The sequence below is a fragment of the Roseovarius bejariae genome, assembly GCF_009669325.1.
Taxonomy (GTDB): domain Bacteria; phylum Pseudomonadota; class Alphaproteobacteria; order Rhodobacterales; family Rhodobacteraceae; genus Roseovarius; species Roseovarius bejariae.
Window position 1 is genome coordinate 1,524,897 of sequence record NZ_SZWE01000001.1, and the last position, 19,257, is coordinate 1,544,153.

The window sequence follows — 19,257 nt, forward strand, 5'->3', positions numbered from 1 at the left end:
CCTTTGTGTCAGCGTTTGGTCTTGGATAGTACGTTCCGCCCCAAGGCTTCAAGCGCATCGCGAAGCCCTGTGTCGCCCACTGGGGCGGCCAGCTCACTGGCGGCTCTGGTCACGGCCGGGTCGGGCTTGGCCGGGGCTTGCTTCTTGGGGCGGTGATCGAAACTGGCCTGCCCCTCGGCAAAGCCTGTGGGGGCGGTTTGGGTGATGCGGATGCGCGAGATGGCGTTGTAGCCGTAAACCCCGTTCACCTTTTCGCGCAGTTGTTCCTTTTGCATTTCCAGCATCGGGGCCTGCGCGCCGGTGGTCAGGAGGGTCAGCGTCGCGCCAAAGCCTTGGCGACCGTATTTCACATCGACGGGGCGGGCGATGGCGGCCACGTCTTCGCCCACGATCTCGGGCCAATGGGTCAGCAGCCGCGATTGCGCGAAGCCACGCGTTTCCGAGGCCCGCCTGATGCGGTCCTGCAAGAGGTTCGCGGTGCGTTTGAAACCACGGGTGGTGGAATCGCGGCGGGGCATGGTGGACTCCTGTACTTGCGTCCTATCTTAGGGCATGTAACGGGCCATGCCAGCCCATAAGGCGCGATGAGGGATAACACATGCGTGACGCCGCTTTGGACGTGCCGAAAGCCGCCGATCTGCTGGCGTGGTACGACCGCCACGCGCGTGATCTGCCGTGGCGGGTGTCGCCCGGTGACCGGGCGGCGGGGGTGGTGCCCGATCCTTACCGCGTGTGGCTGTCCGAAGTGATGTTGCAACAAACCACCGTGGCTGCCGTCAAAAGCTACTTTGAGCGGTTCACAACGCTTTGGCCCACGGTGGGCGATCTGGCCGCCGCCCCCGATGCGCAGGTCATGGGCGAATGGGCGGGGCTTGGATATTACGCGCGGGCGCGCAACCTTTTGAAATGCGCGCGGGTGGTGGCCAAGGAGCATGGCGGCACCTTCCCCACCACGCGCGAGGGCCTTTTGGCCCTGCCTGGCATCGGGCCTTATACCGCCGCCGCAATCTCGGCCATTGCCTATGATGCGCCCGAGGTGGTGGTGGATGGCAATGTCGAACGCGTGATGGCGCGGGTGCATGACATTCGCACCCCGCTTCCCGCCGCCAAGCCCGAGTTGACCGAGGCAGCTGCACACCTGACGCCGGACGCCCGCGCCGGGGATTATGCGCAGGCGGTGATGGACCTTGGTGCCACGGTCTGCACCCCGAAAAGCCCTGCCTGTGGGGTTTGCCCGTGGATGGGGGCCTGCGCCGCGCGGGCCGCCGGGGTGCAAGCCGAGTTGCCCTTGAAGACCCCCAAGAAACCCAAGCCAACCCGGCTTGGCATTGCCTATGTCGCGCGCCGGGAGGATGGGGCGTTTCTTTTGGAAACCCGGCCCGAGAAGGGCCTGTTGGGCGGGATGCTGGGCTGGCCCGGAAGTGCGTGGAACGAGGCCCCGGAACCGGCCCCGCCACTGGATGCGGATTGGCAGGACATTGGCGAGGAGGCCCGCCATACCTTCACGCATTTCCACCTGCGGCTGACCATCCGTGTGGCGCGGGTGCCGCAGGGCGTCACACCTGACCGGGGTGATTACCTGCCCAAGACCGCCTTTCGCCCCTCGGATTTACCCACCGTCATGCGCAAGGTATTTGACCTTGCGCAAGGCGCGCTGGCAAAAGGTGACGCAGGTTAACCCCAGTTTCCAGTATCGCCCTTCGGAGAAAACCCCATGATCCCCGCCACCCAAGTCGCCAAGTTCCGCAATGCCGTACCGTTCTGGATGTCGCTGCTCCTGGTGCCGGTCGCCATTCTCGGGGCGCTCAAGGGCGGGTGGACCGTTGTACTTTTGCCGGTGATGACGTGGTACCTGTTTTCAATCCTCGATGCCTTCCTCGGCCTCAACCTTGAAAACGCTGATCTGGAAACCGGCGAGGACCAGTTGAAGTGGTACAAGGCGATTACCCTGCTTTGGGCCCCCATTCAGTTCTGCCTTTTGTTCTGGATGGTCTGGTACGTGCCGGGGGCCGAGCATCTGTCGGCGCTGGAAAAGATCGTGCTGTTCTTTGGCGTGGGGGTGATCACCGGGACCGTGGGCATCGTCTATTCGCACGAATTGATGCACCAAAAGGACAAGGGTGAGCGGTGGCTGGCCGACGGATTGCTGGCGATGGTGCTGTATTCGCATTTCCATACCGAGCATTTGCAGGTGCATCACCGCTATGTCGGCACCCCGCGTGATGCGGTGACGGCGCGGTATAACGAAGGGTTCCACCGCTATTTCGCGCGGGTTCTGGGCGAGACCTATGCCTCGGCCTTCCGGGCGGAAAAAGCGATGCTGGCGCGCAAGGGGCTGCCGTGGTGGCACCATACGAACCCCTTCTGGAAATACTGGGCGCTTGATCTTTACATGATCGTGCTGGCGGTGCTTCTGGGCGGGTGGATTGGCCTGTTGCTGTTCGTCTGGCAGGCTTTCGTGTCGGTCTGGCAGTTGGAACTGACCAACTACGTCGAACATTATGGGTTGACCCGCAAACATCTGGGCGAGGGCAAGTATGAGCACGTCAAACCGCGCCATAGCTGGAACGCGGCGCATAAGGCGTCGAACTGGCTATTGATCAATCTGCAACGGCACTCGGATCACCATTACAAGCCCGACCGGCGGTTCCCACTTTTGCAAAACTATACCGAGGCCGAGGCACCGCAGCTTCCCTATGGGTATCCGATCATGACCATGGCGGCGATGGTGCCGCCCATCTGGCGGCGGGTGATGAACCCGCGTGTGCGCAAATGGCGCAAGATGTATTACCCCGAGGTGAGCGACTGGAAACCCTATAACAAGGCGCAAACCCCGATGCCGCGCGGGGCGTCGTGAGATAGGCTAAGGTTTTGGAATGGTGCGCAATGAATGCGCACCCTACGAAGTGGTCATACCCCCCGCGTTTCAAAAACTCAGCGTCGCATTCACCGCGCGTTTCCAGGCATCATATTTGCGGGCGCGGGTGGCCTCATCCATATCGGGCGTGAACTTGCGGTCCAGCGCCCATGTCTGGGCAAAGTCCTTTAGCCCCGGGTAAAGCCCCACCTGCATTCCCGCCAGCCATGCAGCACCTAGCGCGGTGGTTTCCAGAACCTCGGGGCGATCAACGGGCGCATCGATAATGTCGGACAGGAATTGCATCGCCCAATCGCTGGCACTCATCCCGCCATCGACGCGCAGGGTTTCGGCCCCGCCATCGCGCAGGGCCGCGCCGCCGTGGCTGGTCCAATCGCTGCGCATGGCCTCCAGCAAATCGCGGGTTTGATAGCCCACGCTTTCAAGGGCGGCGCGGGCGAATTCCTGTGGTCGGGAATTGCGTGTCAGGCCAAAAACAGCGCCCCGGCATTCGGCGTTCCAATAGGGCGCCCCAAGCCCGGTGAAGGCCGGCACCAGCACCACGTTTTGCGCGGGGTCCGCGGCCTCGGCCAAGGGTTGGGTTTCCGAAGCCTCGCGGATGATCTTGAGGCCGTCACGCAGCCATTGCACCACCGCACCGGCGATAAAGATCGACCCTTCCAGCGCATAGGTGGGCTTGCCATCCAGTTGATAGGCGATGGTCGTCAGCAGCCGGTTCTGCGACACAACGGGCGTGTCCCCGGTATTGAGCAGGGCAAAACAGCCCGTGCCATAGGTGGATTTGAGCATCCCCGGCGCAAAACAGGCCTGCCCGACGGTGGCGGCCTGTTGGTCGCCCGCGACGCCGCGAATGGGGATTTCGCGACCGAACAGGTCATCGCGGACCATGCCGTAATCGGCGGCGCTGTCGCGCACTTCGGGCAGCATGTTTTGCGGAATATCCAGCAACTCGCAGATGGTCGAACTCCACCGTCCCTTGCGGATGTCGTAAAGCAATGTGCGCGCGGCGTTGGTGGCGTCGGTGGCATGAACCGCCCCCCCTGTCAGCTTCCAGATCAGGAAGGTATCGACAGTGCCGAACAGCAGCTCACCCGCCTCGGCCTGGGCACGGGCGCCTTCGACATTGTCCAAAATCCACTTGAGCTTGGTGCCCGAAAAATAGGGATCAAGCAAAAGGCCGGTGCGGTCTGTGACCATCTCTTCGTGGCCTTCGTCGCGCAATTCGCGGCACAGGTCGGCAGTGCGGCGATCCTGCCAGACGATGGCGTTATAAACCGGCTCGCCGGTTGTTTTGTCCCAGACAAGGGTCGTTTCGCGTTGATTGGTGATGCCGATGGCCGTGATGTCGCGAACCCGCAGGCCCGCACGTTCGATCACCGCCCGGCATGTGCCAGCGGTGGTCGACCAAAGATCGTTCGGGTCATGTTCGACCCAGCCGGAATCGGGGTAGTGCTGGGTGAATTCTTCCTGCGCGGTGGCGACCAGTTTCATGTCTTGGTCGAACAGGATGGCCCGGCTGGAGGTGGTGCCTTGGTCGATGGCCAGAATATGGGTCATGTCATTTATCCCCCGCGCGTCGTGTTGGTCATGAAAAAGCGGCCGCCAGAGGCCCCAGCGGCCGCAGAGTAATCGGCCAGAGACATCTTGCAAGCGATGCCTTCCTTGCCGTCAGGGAGAGAAAAGGCCGGGACCACGCGGACGGCGGCCCCGGCCAATGGACTTACTGCCAGCTGGCAACCAGTTCGTCATAGCTGACGGTGATCGGCTCTTCGTCCTCGTTGTCCAGTTTCGGCTTGGGCGCCCCGGGCTGTGACAACCAGTATTCGGCGCCTTCTTCGTCATTCATGGCCGGGCCGATGTCGCCCTGGATGCCGGCGCGTTCCAGACGTTCCATCACGCTTTCCATGTCGCCGCAGAGGCTATCCAGTGCCTCTTGTGCGGTTTTCGCACCGGACATGGCATCGCCGATGTTCTGCCACCAAAGCTGTGCCAATTTGGGGTAGTCGGGCACGTTGGTGCCGGTCGGTGACCACTGGGTACGGGCGGGGCTGCGGTAGAATTCCACGAGGCCGCCCAGTTTCGACGCGCGCTCGGTGAAGCTGTCGTGATTGATCGTCGACTCGCGGATGAAGGTCAGGCCGGTATGCGCCTTCTTCACGTCCACGGTTTTCGACGTCACGAACTGTGCATACAGCCAAGCGGCCTTGGCGCGATCCACCGGGGTGGATTTCATCAAGGTCCAGCTGCCCACATCCTGGTAACCGACTTTCATGCCGTCTTCCCAATAGGCGCCGTGCGGGCTGGGGGCCATGCGCCACTTGGGCGTGCCGTCTTCGTTCATCACAGGCAGGTCAGGCTTGACCGATGCCGCAGTGAACGCGGTGTACCAGAACATCTGTTGCGCCACGTTCCCCTGCGCAGGGACCGGGCCCGCCTCGGAAAAGGTCATCCCCATGGCCGAGGGCGGCGAGTAGTTCTGGAGCCACTCGATGGCTTTATCCACAGCGTAGACCGCAGCCGGGCTGTTGGCCGCGCCGCCGCGGGCCATGCAGGCGCCCACCGGCTGGCTGTTGTCGTTGACGCGGATGCCCCATTCATCGACCGGCAGGCCGTTGGGTTCGCCCTTGTCGCCCATCCCGGCCATGGACATCCACGCGTCGGTATAGCGCCAACCAAGGCTGGGGTCTTTCTTGCCATAGTCCATGTTGCCGAAGACTTCGCCTTCGACGCCCAGGTGGCTCAGGTCGCGACCCGTGAAGAACTCGGCAATATCCTCGTACGCCGACCAGTTGACCGGAACCCCCAGATCATAGCCATAGGCCTCTTTGAAATCGGCCTTGTTCTTCTCGTCGTTGAACCAGTCGTAGCGGAACCAGTAAAGGTTCGCGAATTGCTGGTCGGGAAGCTGATACAGCTTGCCATCGGGCGCCGTGGTGAACTCGGTGCCGATGAAATCTTCTAGGTCGAGGCCCGGGTTGGTCGCGTCCGCCCCTTCGCCGCCCATCCAGTCGGTCAGGTTGCGCACTTGCTGATAGCGCCAGTGGGTCCCGATCAGGTCACTGTCGTTGACATAGGCGTCATAGATGTTCTGGCCCGACTGCATCTGTGTTTGCAGTTTCTCGACGACATCGCCCTCGCCGATCAGGTCATGGGTGACGTTGATACCAGTAATCGCCGTGAACGCCGGGGCCAGAACCTTGGCCTCGTATTCATGGGTGGCGATGGTTTCCGACACAACGCGGATGTCCATGCCCGCAAAGGGCTGTGCCGCGTCGATGAACCATTGCATTTCGGCCTCTTGCCCGGCGCGATCCAGCGCCGACAGCTCGCCGATTTCCGCGTCAAGGAACTCTTGCGCTTCCTCCATCCCGGCAAGGGCCGGTCCGGTCAGAAGCGACAAGGCAAGGCCCAGCGCGGTTGTGGATTTGAGGTTAAGGTTCATAGCTTTCCTCCCAGTTAGAACCAATCGTATCTTTGAGGATATTGAAGGTTGGCGCCCGGTCTCCTCCGCTCCCGGGCGCATGTCCGCCCTACACCCAGCGAAAGACCGCCGCGGCATAGATCAGGCAAAGGATCAGCGCATAGGGCTGATGCGCCCCGACAAGGGCCAGCCAGGCCAGGTTGATGAAGGCCGAGCCCAGAAGCGTGATGAAAAGACGATCACCGCGCGTGGTCTCGATCCGCAGAATCCCGGTACGCGGGGTCTCGGGGAATTTCACCGCGAGGATCGAAAAGGTGATGAGCAACAGGGCGATCACCCCGAAGAATGCGGCGGTCGGTAGGGTCCATGCCATCCAGTCCATAGTGTGTTTCCTCCCTTACACGCGGCCCAGGGCAAAGCCCTTGGCGATGTAATTGCGCACGAAGTAGATCACCAAGGCCCCCGGCACGAGCGTCAGCACCCCGGCGGCGGCCAACACGCCCCAATCGATCCCCGACGCCCCAATCGTACGCGTCATGGTGGCGGCGATGGGTTTGGCATCGACGCTGGTCAAGGTGCGCGACAGCAGCAGTTCCACCCACGAGAACATGAAGCAGAAGAAGGCCGCCACGCCGATACCCGAGGCGATCAGGGGCGTGAAAATCTTGATGAAGAAGCGGCCAAAGCTGTAGCCGTCGATATAGGCGGTCTCGTCGATTTCCTTGGGTACGCCGCGCATGAACCCTTCAAGGATCCAGACAGCCAACGGCACGTTGAACAGACAGTGCGCCAAGGCCACGGCGATATGCGTGTCGAACAAGCCGACCGAGCTGTAAAGCTGGAAAAACGGCAGCGCGAACACGGCGGGCGGGGCCATCCGGTTGGTCAGCAACCAGAAGAACAGGTGCTTGTCGCCCATGAAGTGATAGCGGCTGAAGGCATAGGCCGCCGGAAGCGCCACCGTGACCGAGATCACGGTGTTCATCACAACGTATGTCAGCGAATTGACGTAGCCCATGTACCAGCTTGGGTCGGTCAGGATGGTGACATAGTTCTGCAAGGTCAGGTCCCGCGGCCAGAGCGAGAACTCTCCCAATATCTCGGCATTGGTTTTCAGGCTCATGTTCAGCAGCCAATAGATCGGCAGCATGAGGAACACGAGGTAGAGGGCCATCACCACCGCGCGGCTGTTGATCCGCGGCAGGGCACGGGCACGGCGGGCACTTTGATTCACGGTCATATCGGCCATTTACTTGCCCTCCGCTTTGTCGAGGTTGGTCATCACCGTGTAGAACACCCACGAGATCAGCAGGATCACGAGGAAATACATGATCGAGAAGGCCGCCGCCGGTCCAAGGTCGAACTGCCCCAGTGCCATCTTCACAAGGTCGATCGACAGGAAGGTGGTTGCATTGCCCGGGCCGCCGCCGGTCACCACGAAAGGCTCGGTATAGATCATGAAACTGTCCATGAAGCGCAGCAGGATGGCGATCATCAGAACACCGGCCATCTTGGGTAGTTCGATATAGCGGAAGACCTTCCAGCGGCTGGCCTGGTCGATCTTGGCCGCTTGGTAATAGGCGTCGGGGATGGATTGCAGACCGGCATAGGCCAGCAGCGCCACAAGCGAGGTCCAATGCCAGACATCCATCACGATAACGGTGGCCCAAGCGGCAATGAAATCCTGCGTGTAGTTATAGGAAATACCCAGCTTATCCAGCGTATAGCCCAGAAGGCCAATATCGACGCGACCGAAGATTTGCCAGATGGTGCCGACCACGTTCCACGGGACCAGCAAGGGCAGCGACATCAGGACCAGACAGAAACTGGCCCAAAATCCGCTTTTGGGCATGTTGAGCGCGACGAAAATGCCAAGCGGCACCTCGATGGCCAGAATGATCGCAGAAAAGGCCATCTGACGGCCCAGCGCATTCCACATCCGTTCGGAATGAAGAAGGTCCTTGAACCATTCCAGACCCGCCCAGAAAAACTGATTGCCGCCGAAGGTGTCCTGCACCGAGTAGTTGACCACCGTCATCAAGGGGATGATCGCCGAGAAGGCCACCAGCACCAGTACCGGCAGCACAAGGAACCATGCCTTTTGGTTGACTGTTTTCTCCTGCATTACGCAGCCTCCCCCTGCACCCGCCAGTCATTGGCGTAAACGTTGACATGCGCAGGGTCGAAGGTGACGCGCGTCTTGTCCGCGCCAATCTCTTCGCCTTCACCTGCGATGATATTGATATCGTTGCCGAAAAACTCGGCGCGCACGATCTTGTGGCGGCCAACGTCCTCGACCCGGCGCACCTTGACGGGCAGGCCGTCGCTTTCGGAAAGGCGGGCGAATTCGGGCCGCACGCCGATTTCCACCTTGCCGTCCAGCGCGCCATAGGCCGCGCCCAGATCAAGGGCAGACCCATTGATATAGGCTTGCTTGCCTTCGACCTTGGCCGGGATCACGTTCATCCCCGGCGAGCCGATGAAATAGCCCACGAAGGTATGCTCGGGCCGCTCGAACAGTTCTTCGGGCGTGCCGATCTGCACCACGCGGCCATCGTACATGACCACCACCTTGTCAGCGAAGGTCAGGGCCTCGGTCTGGTCGTGGGTGACATAGATCATCGTGTGGCCGAAATCGTGGTGCAGCTTCTTGAGCTGCGTCCGCAATTCCCATTTCATATGCGGGTCGATCACTGTCAGTGGCTCATCGAACAGCAGGGCATTCACATCCTTGCGGACCATGCCGCGGCCAAGGCTGATTTTCTGCTTGGCATCGGCGGTCAGGCCCCGCGCCTTGCGCGACAGTTCCTCTTCCATGCCGATCATGCGGGCCACTTCCTGAACTCGCTCGGCGACATAGGCCTCGTCCCGGCCCCGGTTGCGCAGCGGGAAGGCAAGGTTATCACGCACGGTCATGGTGTCGTAGACGACAGGAAACTGGAACACCTGCGCGATGTTGCGTTCGGCGGTTGGCGCGTTGGTGACATCCTGCCCGTCAAACAGGATGCGGCCCTGACTGGGCTGCAACAGCCCCGAAATGATGTTCAGAAGCGTGGATTTCCCACAGCCCGACGACCCCAGAAGCGCATAGGCCGCGCCATCGTCCCAATCATGGTTGAGTTCCTTGAGGGCATAATCCTCCTCGCCCTGCGGCTTGGGCAGGTAGGAGTGCGCGAGGTTATCCAATGTTATCTTTGCCATCTCGTGCCCCTCCCTCAGGCCGCAAGCGCATAGGCGGCAGGCGCGACAAGCGCGCCATCCTCGCCAAAGACATAAACGTGGCTGGGATCGAGGTAGACATCCAGATCGGCCCCCAACGTCAGGTCATGCACCCCGTGCACCAGACCGACCCAGCGTTCGCCGTGGTGGTCCAGATGCACGAAGGTTTCCGAGCCGGTAAGCTCGGTCACGCTCAGTTGCGCGGTAAATTGCATCGCATCCGCCGTGTGCTTGCCGATCTCAAGGTGGTTGGGGCGGAACCCGGCGGTGTAGCGACCATCCGCCAGTTCGGCCAGCTTACCTGTGGCGGGGGCGGTCTGCCCATCACCGAACATCAGTTTGCTACCGGTTTTCGAGACTTGCAGGAAGTTCATCGGCGGGTCACTGAAAACCCGCGCGGTGGTGGCGTCGACGGGGCGGCGGTACACCTCGGGCGTACTGCCGAATTGGGTCACGCGGCCTTCCCAAAGCGTCGCGGTATTACCGCCCAGCAAAAGCGCCTCTTCCGGCTCGGTCGTGGCGTAAACGAAGATCGCGCCGGATTCCTCGAAAATCTTGGGGATTTCGATGCGCAATTCCTCGCGCAGCTTATAGTCAAGGTTCGCCAGCGGTTCGTCCAAAAGGACCAGCCCCGCGCCCTTGACCAGCGCCCGTGCCAAGGCACAGCGCTGTTGCTGCCCGCCCGATAGTTCCAGCGGCTTGCGATCCAGCATCGGGGTCAGCTTCATCAGATCGGCGGTTGCCTTCACCGCGGCGTCCACCTCGGCCCCCTTCTTGCCCATCAGGCGCAGGGGCGAGGCGATGTTGTCATACACACTCATCGACGGGTAGTTGATGAACTGCTGATAGACCATCGCCACCTGACGATCCTGCACGCGCATGCCGGTCACGTCCTTGCCATCCCACAGGATGCGCCCCTCGTTCGGCACGTCCAGCCCGGCCATCAGGCGCATGAGCGAGGTTTTCCCCGCAAGCGTCGGCCCCAGAAGCACGTTCATCGTGCCCTTTTCCAACGTCAGGTCGGTGGGGTGGATATGCACCTGCCCGTTCACCACCTTGGTCACACTATCCAGTGTCAGCGTCATCCGCGTCTTTCCTCCTTCACGCCGCGGCCTGCCTTATTCGGCGGCCATGGCCTCCCCCGACGTCATCCAATCATCCAGCGCCTTGATCTGCCCCTTGGTCATCCGCAGGCCCAGACGGGTGCGGCGCCAGACGATATCCTCGGCCCGGCGGGCATATTCGTGGCGCATCATCCATGCAACTTCGCGCGCGGTCAGAGTTGCGCCGAAATCCTGCCCCAGATCCTCGATCGTTGCGGCATCGCCCAGAACCTGCACCGCCTCGGTGCCATAGGCGCGCACCAACCGCCCGGCCCAATAGTCATCCAGAAACGGGTATGCGGACTTCAGATCATCAACCAGACGCTGCACGCCGTCCACCGCGAAATCACCCCCCGGCAGGGCAACACCCGCCGTCCAGTCACCCTTGGCGTGATCGAAGAACGGCGTGATCTTGGCCAGTGCCGCCTCGGCGAGCTTGCGATAGGTGGTGATCTTGCCACCAAAGACATTCAACACAGGCGCACCAGCTGCATCGTCCAGCTTCAGCACATAGTCGCGCGTCGCGGCCGTCGCTGATTTAGCGCCATCGTCATAAAGCGGCCGCACACCAGAGTAAGTCCAGACGATATCGTCGCGCGTCACGGGCTGCTTGAAGTATTCCGATGCGAAATCGCACAGATACTGCGCCTCGGCCTCGGTGCATTCGGGTTTGGCCGAGGGGTCTTCGTGCTCCACATCGGTGGTGCCGATCAGGGTGAAATCTCCCTCGTAAGGAATCGCGAAAATGATCCGCCCATCAGCGCCTTGGAAGAAATAGCATTTGTCGTGATCGAAAAGTCGCCGGGTCACGATATGGCTACCGCGCACAAGGCGCACACCTTCGCTGGCGTTCTGGTGCAGGGTGCTGGTGATCACGTCCTTCACCCATGGGCCACCGGCATTGACCAAGGCGCGCGCCTTGACGGTTTCGTGCCGTCCCGTCTCGGTGTTTTCCAGCTCGACAACCCAAAGGCCGTCTTGGCGCGTTGCGGTCATCACCTTGGTCCGCGTCATGATCCGCGCGCCCCGCGCCTCGGCATCCCGCGCGTTCAGCACCACAAGGCGGCTGTCTTCGATCCAGCAATCGGAATATTCGAACGCCCGTTGGAACTTGCCCTTGAGCGGCGCACCCTCGGGGGCATGGCCCAAGTTCAGCGTTTTGGTTCCGGGCAGGATTTTGCGCCCCCCCAGGTGATCATACATGAACAGGCCCAGCCGGATCAGCCACGCGGGCCGCCGTCCCTTCATCCATGGCATGACGGCATTGAGCAGCTTGGACGTGGGCGTTTCTCCCTCGAACCGCATGTCCTTGTGATAGGGTAGGACAAATCGCATCGGCCAGCTGATATGCGGCATGGCACGCAGCAGGGTTTCACGCTCGATCAGGGCCTCGCGGACGAGGCGCACCTCGAAATACTCAAGATAGCGCAACCCGCCGTGAAACAGCTTAGTCGAGGCCGAAGACGTAGCAGAGGCCAGATCGTTCATCTCGGCCAAGGTAACACTCAGGCCACGACCCGCCGCATCCCGCGCGATACCACAGCCGTTGATACCGCCGCCGATGACGAACAGATCAACCGTATCACTGGATGTGCCTTTGCCGCCCACGCGCGCTCTCCTCCCACACTTCGGGTCTGCGACAAAACGAACCACAAACGCGCGGCAATCGTCAATGAATATTGTTCGTTTATGTTCGCTTTTGGCATTTCGCTTTGTTTTTACTGGTATTTTCTTTCGAAAAGCGTCCGCTTTGTCATGACGTCTTTACAAACGAGCAACTCAACGACCCGCGAATCAATAGACTCGCACCAAAATTCATCGGATTTCTTGATTTGCCGAAAAAAACGAACATAATCGAAAAAAACACGGCAATGAGGGGCCCATGTCGCAGACGTTCCGCCAACCCGACATTCTGGAAATCGCCCGGACCGAAGGCAAGGTCATGGTCGAAGATCTGGCCGAACGCTTCAACGTCACGGTGCAGACCATCCGCCGCGACCTGACCGAACTGGCCAACGCCGGGAAGCTCGAAAGGGTCCATGGCGGGGCGATTCTGCCCTCGGGCGTCACCAATATCGTCTACGAGGAACGCCGCCGCCTGCACGAGGACGCCAAGCAATCCATCGCCCGGGCCTGCGCCGCCGCCATCCCCGACGACGCCTCGGTGTTCCTCGATATCGGCACCACGACCGAAGCCGTGGCACAGGCCCTGTTGGATCACAGCAACCTCATGGTGGTGACCAACAACATGAACGTGGCCAATATCCTGCTGGCCAACCCCGATTGCGAGATCGTGGTCGCGGGCGGCACCTTGCGCCGGTCCGACAATGGGCTGGTGGGCAACATCACCGCCCGCACCATCGAGAATTTCAAGTTCGACCATGCGATTCTTGGCTGTTCGGCCATGGACGAAGATGGCGACCTTCTGGACTTCGACATTCAGGAGGTGCTGGTCGGTCAAACCCTTCTCAAACGCTCGCGCGAAGTTCTTTTGGTGGCAGATCACTCCAAGTTTCAGCGCAACGCACCGGTGCGCATCGGCTCGCTTCAGGATATCGACCGGTTCTTCACGGATCGCCCCCTACCCCCTACCCTGATGGACCGCTGCGCAGGATGGGGAACCGAGGTGTCGATCACCGGCTAGGCTGGCTCCAACCCCCGCTGCAAGCGCACGGGTATTTCCCGCGCCAACCGGATAAGATGTGCCATGTAGGGTTTATCTGCATCGTCCTCGCGAATGGCCGCATATAGCCGCTTGGTCAGGCCAGATTCCGTAATCGGCCTAGTGACGTAGTCGCGGCTCGCCCGCGCCTCACGCACCACCCAATCGGGCAAAACCGCAACGCCTCGGTTCGAGGCCACCAAAAGCAGGATCACCGCTGTCAGTTCCACTTGGCGAATGGCGCGCGGCTCCACCTTGGCCGGGGTCAAAAGCTCGGTAAAAACATCAAGACGCGAACGATCCACGGGATAGGTGATAAGAGTCTCGTCGCGAAAATCGCCCGCCTCGACATAGGGTTTCTGCGCCAGTGGATGCTGGCTTGAGGCGACGAACACCGGCTCATAATCGAAAAGCGGCTTGAAGGTGATCCCCGGAAGGGTTTCGGGATCTGACGAGATCACCAGATCTACCTCTTCTTTCTGAAGCGCGGGCAATGCATCGAAGGCCAGACCGGGCCGAATATCAACATCCACTTCGCCCCAGTTCTTGCGAAACTGCTCCAGCACCGGGAACAACCACTCGAAACAGGCGTGGCATTCGATGGCGATATGCATGCGCCCGGCACTGCCCTCGCGCAGACCGCCGAACTCGGACTCCAAAGCCTCGATCTCGGGCAAAACCTTCTCGGCCACCCGCAACAATCGCTGCCCCGCCGCCGACAGGCGCAGGGGCTTCGAGCGGCGCACGAAGAGCTCCACCCCGGCCTGATCCTCCAAACCCTTGATTTGGTGACTCAAAGCCGATTGCGTGATGTGCAAAAGTTCGGCCGCACGGGCCAGGCCGCCTGCCTGATGAATGGCCCGGATCGTGCGCAGGTGGCGAAATTCGATGTGCATATTGTGAATGAACCTCATTCAAACCATGAATGTTATGAGGTTGTCTCACAATGCTGCACCTGCAACAAGAGGCCAGACAAAAGAATCTTGCAGGATTGAGACCGATGACCACGCCCAGCATTTCGTTCGAATTCTTCCCGCCCAAATCGCTTGAGGCGTCGTTTCGCCTGTGGGACACGGTGCAAACGCTGGCCCCGCTTGATCCGCGCTTTGTTTCGGTCACATATGGCGCTGGCGGGACGACCCGCGAATTGACGCGCGAGGCGGTGGGCACCCTGCACAAATCCTCGGGTCTCAACGTGGCAGCGCATCTGACCTGTGTCGAAGCCACCCGTGCCGAGACCCTGGAGATCGCCGACAGTTTCGCCGCCGCGGGCGTCAGCGAGATCGTCGCCCTGCGCGGCGACCCCCCCAAGGGCGCGGGCCGTTTCACGCCGCACCCCGACGGCTTTGACGACTCCTGCGAATTGATCGAAGCCCTGGCCGAGACCGGCAAATTCAACATCCGTGTCGGCGCCTATCCGGAAAAACACCCCGATGCCGCCAACGCCCAAGCCGATGTGGACTGGCTCAAACGCAAACTCGATGCCGGGGCCTCCGAGGCGATCACGCAATTTTTCTTCGAACCGGAAACCTTCTTTCGCTTCCGCGACGCCTGTGAAAAGGCAGGCATCGACGCGCCGATCATCCCCGGCGTCCTGCCGATCGAAAACTGGGCCGGTGTGCGCAAGTTCGCGCAGGCTTGCGGCACGCAAATCCCTGCGTGGCTGGATGATGCCTTCGCCAAGGCCAAACGCGACGGACGCGAAGACCTGCTGGCCACGGCGCTGGCCACGGAACTGTGCAGCGAGTTGATCGAAGGCGGTGTCGAAGACCTGCATTTCTATACGCTCAACCGCCCGGAACTCACCCGCGATGTCTGCCACGCGCTTGGCGTTACCCCGAAAGTCACGCTGCGCGACGTCGCCTGAGTCTTTCCCTTTTCAAAAAGCTGACCTAGCGTGCCCTCGGACAACACCACCCGGGGGCCGCATAATGCATATCGCTGAAACACTCGACCAACTGCCCGACATGAATGACCTTCAGTCCCGCTCGGGCCTGGAGTTCATGCAAGACATGGTGGCAGGCCGCCTGCCCGGCCCACCCATCGGCGCGACCATGGGGTTCTGGCCGATCTCGGCCGAGGACGGGTGCGTCGTTTTCGAGGGCACGCCTGAGTTTCCTGTGACCAACCCGATGCGTGGGCTACACGGCGGCTGGTACGGCGCGATTCTCGATAGCTGCATGGCCTGCGCGGTCATGACCAAGGTCCCACGCGGCTCGGTCTATACCACGCTTGAATACAAGGTGAACATCACCCGTGCGATCCCCTTGGGCCTTACGGTTCGCGCCACGGGCACGGTCCAACACGCGGGCCGATCCACCGGGGTGGCCTCCGGCGAAATACGCGGCACGGAAGATGGCAAACTCTATGCCAGCGGGTCCACAACCTGCCTGATCATGAAAGCGCCGCTAGCCTGACATGAACAGGCGTTCCGGCTTTTTTTTGGACAAAATACCCTGGGGGAGCCGCCCGCAGGGCGGTGGGGGCGAAGCCCCCTGACCCTCAGACGGTCTGCCCCTCGGTCACCTCGGAATCATCCTTTCCCGTAACCGTCTCATGAAGCCGCTCCGACGGGTCCCGCCCCACCACGCGCGGCCCGCGCAGCAGGAAGATCTTGCCCCATCCACGCCATGTGCCCACCGATGGCGCCTCGACATCCGTTCCAAAGCGCGCCCGCCATCCGGCGGGCAGCAGCAACCCGCAGGCCTCCGCGCGTTGCAGCATCCAGACCAGCGAGATATTCGCCAATGGGCGCGCGGGTTTGAAGCCGCCCAATTGCCCACCGACATCACCGTGCGAGCCACGGAACCAAACCTGCTCAACCTGCCCGTTCCAATCCGGCGCAGAGGACCACAAGATCGGATCGTAGGCATGGCGCGTTTCATCCAGCGCCAGTGCGTGAAAGCCATGCCGGATGGTCGGCCCCAAAGCGTGGCTGTGAAAGGCATGCGCCGCCTCGCTCCAGCGCCAAAGCACCGGCAAGCGCAGGCCGAGTGCCTTGACTGTATCCCAGACACCGACCATCTCGATGTCCGTTTCGGGGTGGCAGTATGCCTTCGCGAACTCTTGCGCCGCCTCGCTTCCTTGGGTGGACTGGTAGTGGCGGTAGGCAGTGACGATATTGCGTTCTGTCGCATGCTCCGCTTTCAGCAAACCCACGCAGTCGATCACACCGGCCAAGGAACGCACGGCATAGGCCCCGCGCGAATACCCCATGAGGAAAATCCGATCCCCTTCGCGGTAACGACTCGCCAAGTAGCCATAGGCGCGGCGAATTTGCCGGTTGATTCCCCGGCCCATCATGACATCCGCCGTTGCGCGCCAATCCTGCCATTGCAAACCCGCCTCGTAATACAGCGACAGGGAAGGGCCGCTGACCTCGGACAGGAGTTTATAGGTCAGCCCGGCATTGCTTTCATCACCGGGATCAAGCGACGACATGGTGCCATCAAGGATCAACACATGGGTCACCTGCCCCCGCGTGCGGGCATAGGTACTCTGCCCCTGCCGCAAGCCGGGGCGCAGAAGGGCGTATAGCCGTTTACTCCAGTTGCGCCATGGCATCGTTCAACATTGTCCATACTCGGTGCGGCGTGAAGGGCATATCCGCCTGCCGCACCCCATGATCCCACAGGGCATCGCCGACCGCATTGCCCATGGCCGCCATCGCGCCCACGGTCCCCGCCTCGCCACAGCCTTTCATGCCCATCGCATTTGCGGTCGACGGCACGGGTTCAGTTTCGAAATGGAACATGGGAACATCATCGGCCCTCGGCATCGCATAGTCCATGAAACTTGCCGTGAGGAGTTGCCCCTCCTCGTCATAAACCACGTGTTCGCACAGCGCCTGCCCGATCCCCTGCACCGCGCCGCCATGCACCTGCCCCTCGACCAGCATCGGGTTGATCAGGTTGCCGAAATCATCGACCACCGTGTAGCGCTCCAGCGTGACCTTGCCGGTTTCGGGGTCCACCTCGACCTCGGCCACATGTGCACCGTTGGGATAGGAGCGGCCCGGAAGGGTCGCGGTTTCTTCGTGTGTGAGCAAATCCGCGCGACCATCCTCGCGGGCCATCGCTGCGGCCTCAAGAAAAGTGGGTGTCATGTTCGACCCCGGCGCACGGAAGGTTTCGTCGTCAAAGCTGACGTCTCCGACATCGACCCCCATTATCTCGGCCAGATAGGCACTGAAGACCTCGACCATCCTGCCCACGGTCGCCAGTGTCGCGTTGTTTTGCGTGGTGACCGAGCGCGATCCGCCCGTACCGCCGCCATTGGCGATCCGGTCACTATCGCCCTGCACCACGGTGATTTGTTCCATCGGGATGCCCGTCTGGTCCGACAGGAAGCGGGCATAGACGGTTTCATGCCCCTGCCCGTTCGATTGGGTGCCCACATAAATCGACACGCGCCCATCCTCCTCGAAAACGACTTTGGCCGTTTCCGAAGGATTCCCCAAAATACTTTCGATATAGTAACACAGGCCCATGCCGCGCAGTTTTCCCTGCGCCTCGCTCTTGGCCTTGCGTGCGGCAAATCCGGCGCGGTCGGCTTCTGCCTCGGCCCGCTCCAAAACCCTGCTAAAATCGCCCACATCATAGGTTTCACCTGTGGAGGAGGTATAGGGAAAGGCATCCGCCGGGATGAAATTGCGCCGCCGCAACGCCCATGGATCAACACCCAGTTCCCGCGCGGCGTGGTCCATCACCCGTTCCAGCGCAAAAATCGCCTCGGGGCGGCCCGCCCCGCGATAGGCATCCACCTGCGTTGTGTTGGTAAAGAACCCTTCGACATGCAGAAACGTGTTCTGCACGTCATATGTGCCCATCAAGACCTTGGAGAACAGATCGGTCTGAATGCCCTGCCCCATGGTGCTGCAATAGGCGCCGAGGTCCACGCGGCTGTCGACACGATATGCGGTGATCCTGTGATCCGCGTCAAAGGCCAGCGTCAGGTCATGGTCCAGCCCCCGGCCCGAATTATCGCTCAGCATCGCCTCGCCCCGGTCTGACATCCAACGCACGGGTCGGTTCAGCACCCGTGTGGCATGAGCCACCAGATAGGTCTCGGGGTAATCCATCGCTTTCGTGCCGAAACCGCCGCCGACATCGGGGGTGGTCACACGGATCTCCTCGGGTGCCATACCCAGAATACGGGCCAGATTGCGCTTGGTCCCCCAAACGCCCTGCCCATTGACCGCCACATGCAGGCGGTCGCCCTCCAGTTCGGCGTAACAGCCGCGCGGCTCCATCGGGTTGGCGATGATCCGGTTGTCATGCAGGGCCAAGCGCACCACATGGGCGGCATCCTTGATCGCGACCTCGACCGCTGCTTCATCGCCCATCGCCCAATCGAAGGCGCGATTTTCAGGGGCCTCGTCATGCAGGGGCGCACCGCCGGGTCCGATCTCCATATGCACCGGCAGATCGTCAATATCCAACAAGATCGCCTCGGCGGCATCGCGCGCGGCGTCTAGGCTGTCTGCAACCACCATGGCCACGGGCTCCCCGACAAAACGCACCCGACCTTCTGCCAGAATAGGGCGGCGGGGGGCGGCGGCGGCCGTCCCATCGCGGTTTTTCACGGTGTTGAAAGCCATACCCTCCGTCACCCCGGCCTCGGCCAAATCTGCTGATGTCAGAACAAGATGCACGCCTTCCACCTGTTGGGCGCCCTCAACGTCCAGCTCCGCAATCTCGCCATGGGCCACGGGGCTACGCAGGACATAGGCATAAAGTGCCCCCTTTGGGGCGATATCATCCACATAGCGACCCTGCCCTGTCAGGAATCGCTGGTCTTCAACCCGCACCACGGGTTGGCTTTTGCCGAACTTCTCCATGACATCCCCTTTCGCGCCTGATTGATGCGAAGACTAGCGACCAGTGGCTCAGACGCAAGGGGGGCAGGAGCAGTGCACAACGCCCTGGGTTTCTTGAAAAGAAACCGGACCGAAATCTTTGCAAGATTTCGGTTG

17 protein-coding genes are annotated in these 19,257 nt (G+C 61.3%); 5 read left to right on the plus strand and 12 right to left on the minus strand.

Annotated features, from left to right (window positions below):
- Positions 1-8: 8 nt before the first annotated feature.
- Positions 9-518: a DUF721 domain-containing protein gene (locus FDP25_RS07325; protein ID WP_154150343.1), complete on the minus strand. Its 510-nt coding sequence runs from the start codon at positions 516-518 to the stop codon at positions 9-11.
- Positions 519-598: 80 nt separating this feature from the next.
- Here FDP25_RS07325 and mutY point away from each other — a divergent pair, with 80 nt between their 5' ends.
- Entirely contained in the window at positions 599-1,678 is a 1,080-nt protein-coding gene (mutY, locus tag FDP25_RS07330; protein ID WP_154150344.1) for an A/G-specific adenine glycosylase, read from the plus strand.
- A gap of 36 nt (positions 1,679-1,714) precedes the next feature.
- Complete coding sequence (locus tag FDP25_RS07335; RefSeq protein WP_154150345.1) at positions 1,715-2,857, plus strand: alkane 1-monooxygenase; 1,143 nt, start codon at positions 1,715-1,717, stop codon at positions 2,855-2,857.
- Between the two features lie 69 nt (positions 2,858-2,926).
- Here FDP25_RS07335 and glpK read toward each other — a convergent pair whose 3' ends face one another.
- The 8 genes from glpK to glpD form a co-directional block, all read right to left on the minus strand.
- Positions 2,927-4,435: a glycerol kinase GlpK gene (gene glpK, locus FDP25_RS07340; protein ID WP_154150346.1), complete on the minus strand. Its 1,509-nt coding sequence runs from the start codon at positions 4,433-4,435 to the stop codon at positions 2,927-2,929.
- A gap of 163 nt (positions 4,436-4,598) precedes the next feature.
- Positions 4,599-6,320, minus strand: a complete 1,722-nt coding sequence (locus tag FDP25_RS07345) for an ABC transporter substrate-binding protein (protein WP_154150347.1) — start codon at positions 6,318-6,320, stop codon at positions 4,599-4,601.
- A gap of 88 nt (positions 6,321-6,408) precedes the next feature.
- Positions 6,409-6,681 (minus strand): DUF2160 domain-containing protein, encoded by a 273-nt coding sequence (locus FDP25_RS07350; protein ID WP_154150348.1) that lies wholly within the window; start codon positions 6,679-6,681, stop codon positions 6,409-6,411.
- Positions 6,682-6,696: 15 nt separating this feature from the next.
- Positions 6,697-7,548, minus strand: a complete 852-nt coding sequence (locus tag FDP25_RS07355) for a carbohydrate ABC transporter permease (protein WP_154150350.1) — start codon at positions 7,546-7,548, stop codon at positions 6,697-6,699.
- Positions 7,549-8,424, minus strand: a complete 876-nt coding sequence (locus tag FDP25_RS07360) for a carbohydrate ABC transporter permease (RefSeq protein WP_154150352.1) — start codon at positions 8,422-8,424, stop codon at positions 7,549-7,551.
- Positions 8,424-9,500 (minus strand): ABC transporter ATP-binding protein, encoded by a 1,077-nt coding sequence (locus FDP25_RS07365; RefSeq protein WP_154150354.1) that lies wholly within the window; start codon positions 9,498-9,500, stop codon positions 8,424-8,426. The genes FDP25_RS07360 and FDP25_RS07365 overlap by 1 nt, the downstream gene beginning before the upstream one ends.
- A gap of 14 nt (positions 9,501-9,514) precedes the next feature.
- Positions 9,515-10,603, minus strand: coding sequence for an ABC transporter ATP-binding protein (locus FDP25_RS07370; RefSeq protein WP_154150356.1), 1,089 nt, complete (start codon positions 10,601-10,603; stop codon positions 9,515-9,517).
- 33 nt (positions 10,604-10,636) lie between these two features.
- Positions 10,637-12,229 carry a glycerol-3-phosphate dehydrogenase gene (gene glpD / locus FDP25_RS07375; protein ID WP_343031984.1) on the minus strand — a complete coding sequence of 531 codons (1,593 nt, stop codon included), beginning with the start codon at positions 12,227-12,229 and terminating at the stop codon, positions 10,637-10,639.
- A 274-nt stretch (positions 12,230-12,503) separates the two neighbouring features.
- Between glpD and FDP25_RS07380 the strand changes: the two genes are divergently transcribed.
- Positions 12,504-13,265 (plus strand): DeoR/GlpR family DNA-binding transcription regulator, encoded by a 762-nt coding sequence (locus FDP25_RS07380; protein WP_154150358.1) that lies wholly within the window; start codon positions 12,504-12,506, stop codon positions 13,263-13,265.
- Here the strand turns inward: FDP25_RS07380 and FDP25_RS07385 are convergent.
- The gene (locus FDP25_RS07385; RefSeq protein WP_154150360.1) at positions 13,262-14,179 is read right to left on the minus strand and encodes a LysR family transcriptional regulator; all 918 of its coding nucleotides are present in this window, start codon (positions 14,177-14,179) and stop codon (positions 13,262-13,264) included. The two genes, FDP25_RS07380 and FDP25_RS07385, sit on opposite strands and share 4 nt — an antisense overlap.
- 104 nt (positions 14,180-14,283) lie before the next feature.
- Between FDP25_RS07385 and metF the strand changes: the two genes are divergently transcribed.
- Positions 14,284-15,150 (plus strand): methylenetetrahydrofolate reductase [NAD(P)H], encoded by an 867-nt coding sequence (metF, locus tag FDP25_RS07390; RefSeq protein ID WP_154150362.1) that lies wholly within the window; start codon positions 14,284-14,286, stop codon positions 15,148-15,150.
- 64 nt (positions 15,151-15,214) lie between these two features.
- Positions 15,215-15,700, plus strand: a complete 486-nt coding sequence (locus tag FDP25_RS07395; RefSeq protein ID WP_154150364.1) for a PaaI family thioesterase — start codon at positions 15,215-15,217, stop codon at positions 15,698-15,700.
- Positions 15,701-15,785: 85 nt separating this feature from the next.
- Here the strand turns inward: FDP25_RS07395 and FDP25_RS07400 are convergent, their stop codons facing one another.
- Together FDP25_RS07400 and FDP25_RS07405 are read right to left on the minus strand one after the other, a co-directional pair.
- Positions 15,786-16,847, minus strand: a complete 1,062-nt coding sequence (locus FDP25_RS07400; protein ID WP_154150367.1) for a DUF2235 domain-containing protein — start codon at positions 16,845-16,847, stop codon at positions 15,786-15,788.
- The gene (locus FDP25_RS07405) at positions 16,825-19,122 is read right to left on the minus strand and encodes a xanthine dehydrogenase family protein molybdopterin-binding subunit (protein ID WP_154150369.1); all 2,298 of its coding nucleotides are present in this window, start codon (positions 19,120-19,122) and stop codon (positions 16,825-16,827) included. The genes FDP25_RS07400 and FDP25_RS07405 overlap by 23 nt, the downstream gene beginning before the upstream one ends.
- Between the last annotated feature and the right edge of the window lie 135 nt (positions 19,123-19,257).

Coding starts and splice junctions, on each gene's coding strand:
- FDP25_RS07325 (WP_154150343.1), bottom strand. CDS start 518: ATGCCCCGCCGCGATTCCACCACCCGTGGTTTCAAACGCACCGCGAAC.
- mutY (WP_154150344.1), top strand. CDS start 599: ATGCGTGACGCCGCTTTGGACGTGCCGAAAGCCGCCGATCTGCTGGCG.
- FDP25_RS07335 (WP_154150345.1), top strand. CDS start 1,715: ATGATCCCCGCCACCCAAGTCGCCAAGTTCCGCAATGCCGTACCGTTC.
- glpK (WP_154150346.1), bottom strand. CDS start 4,435: ATGACCCATATTCTGGCCATCGACCAAGGCACCACCTCCAGCCGGGCC.
- FDP25_RS07345 (WP_154150347.1), bottom strand. CDS start 6,320: ATGAACCTTAACCTCAAATCCACAACCGCGCTGGGCCTTGCCTTGTCG.
- FDP25_RS07350 (WP_154150348.1), bottom strand. CDS start 6,681: ATGGACTGGATGGCATGGACCCTACCGACCGCCGCATTCTTCGGGGTG.
- FDP25_RS07355 (WP_154150350.1), bottom strand. CDS start 7,548: ATGGCCGATATGACCGTGAATCAAAGTGCCCGCCGTGCCCGTGCCCTG.
- FDP25_RS07360 (WP_154150352.1), bottom strand. CDS start 8,424: ATGCAGGAGAAAACAGTCAACCAAAAGGCATGGTTCCTTGTGCTGCCG.
- FDP25_RS07365 (WP_154150354.1), bottom strand. CDS start 9,500: ATGGCAAAGATAACATTGGATAACCTCGCGCACTCCTACCTGCCCAAG.
- FDP25_RS07370 (WP_154150356.1), bottom strand. CDS start 10,603: ATGACGCTGACACTGGATAGTGTGACCAAGGTGGTGAACGGGCAGGTG.
- FDP25_RS07380 (WP_154150358.1), top strand. CDS start 12,504: ATGTCGCAGACGTTCCGCCAACCCGACATTCTGGAAATCGCCCGGACC.
- FDP25_RS07385 (WP_154150360.1), bottom strand. CDS start 14,179: ATGCACATCGAATTTCGCCACCTGCGCACGATCCGGGCCATTCATCAG.
- metF (WP_154150362.1), top strand. CDS start 14,284: ATGACCACGCCCAGCATTTCGTTCGAATTCTTCCCGCCCAAATCGCTT.
- FDP25_RS07395 (WP_154150364.1), top strand. CDS start 15,215: ATGCATATCGCTGAAACACTCGACCAACTGCCCGACATGAATGACCTT.
- FDP25_RS07400 (WP_154150367.1), bottom strand. CDS start 16,847: ATGCCATGGCGCAACTGGAGTAAACGGCTATACGCCCTTCTGCGCCCC.
- FDP25_RS07405 (WP_154150369.1), bottom strand. CDS start 19,122: ATGGAGAAGTTCGGCAAAAGCCAACCCGTGGTGCGGGTTGAAGACCAG.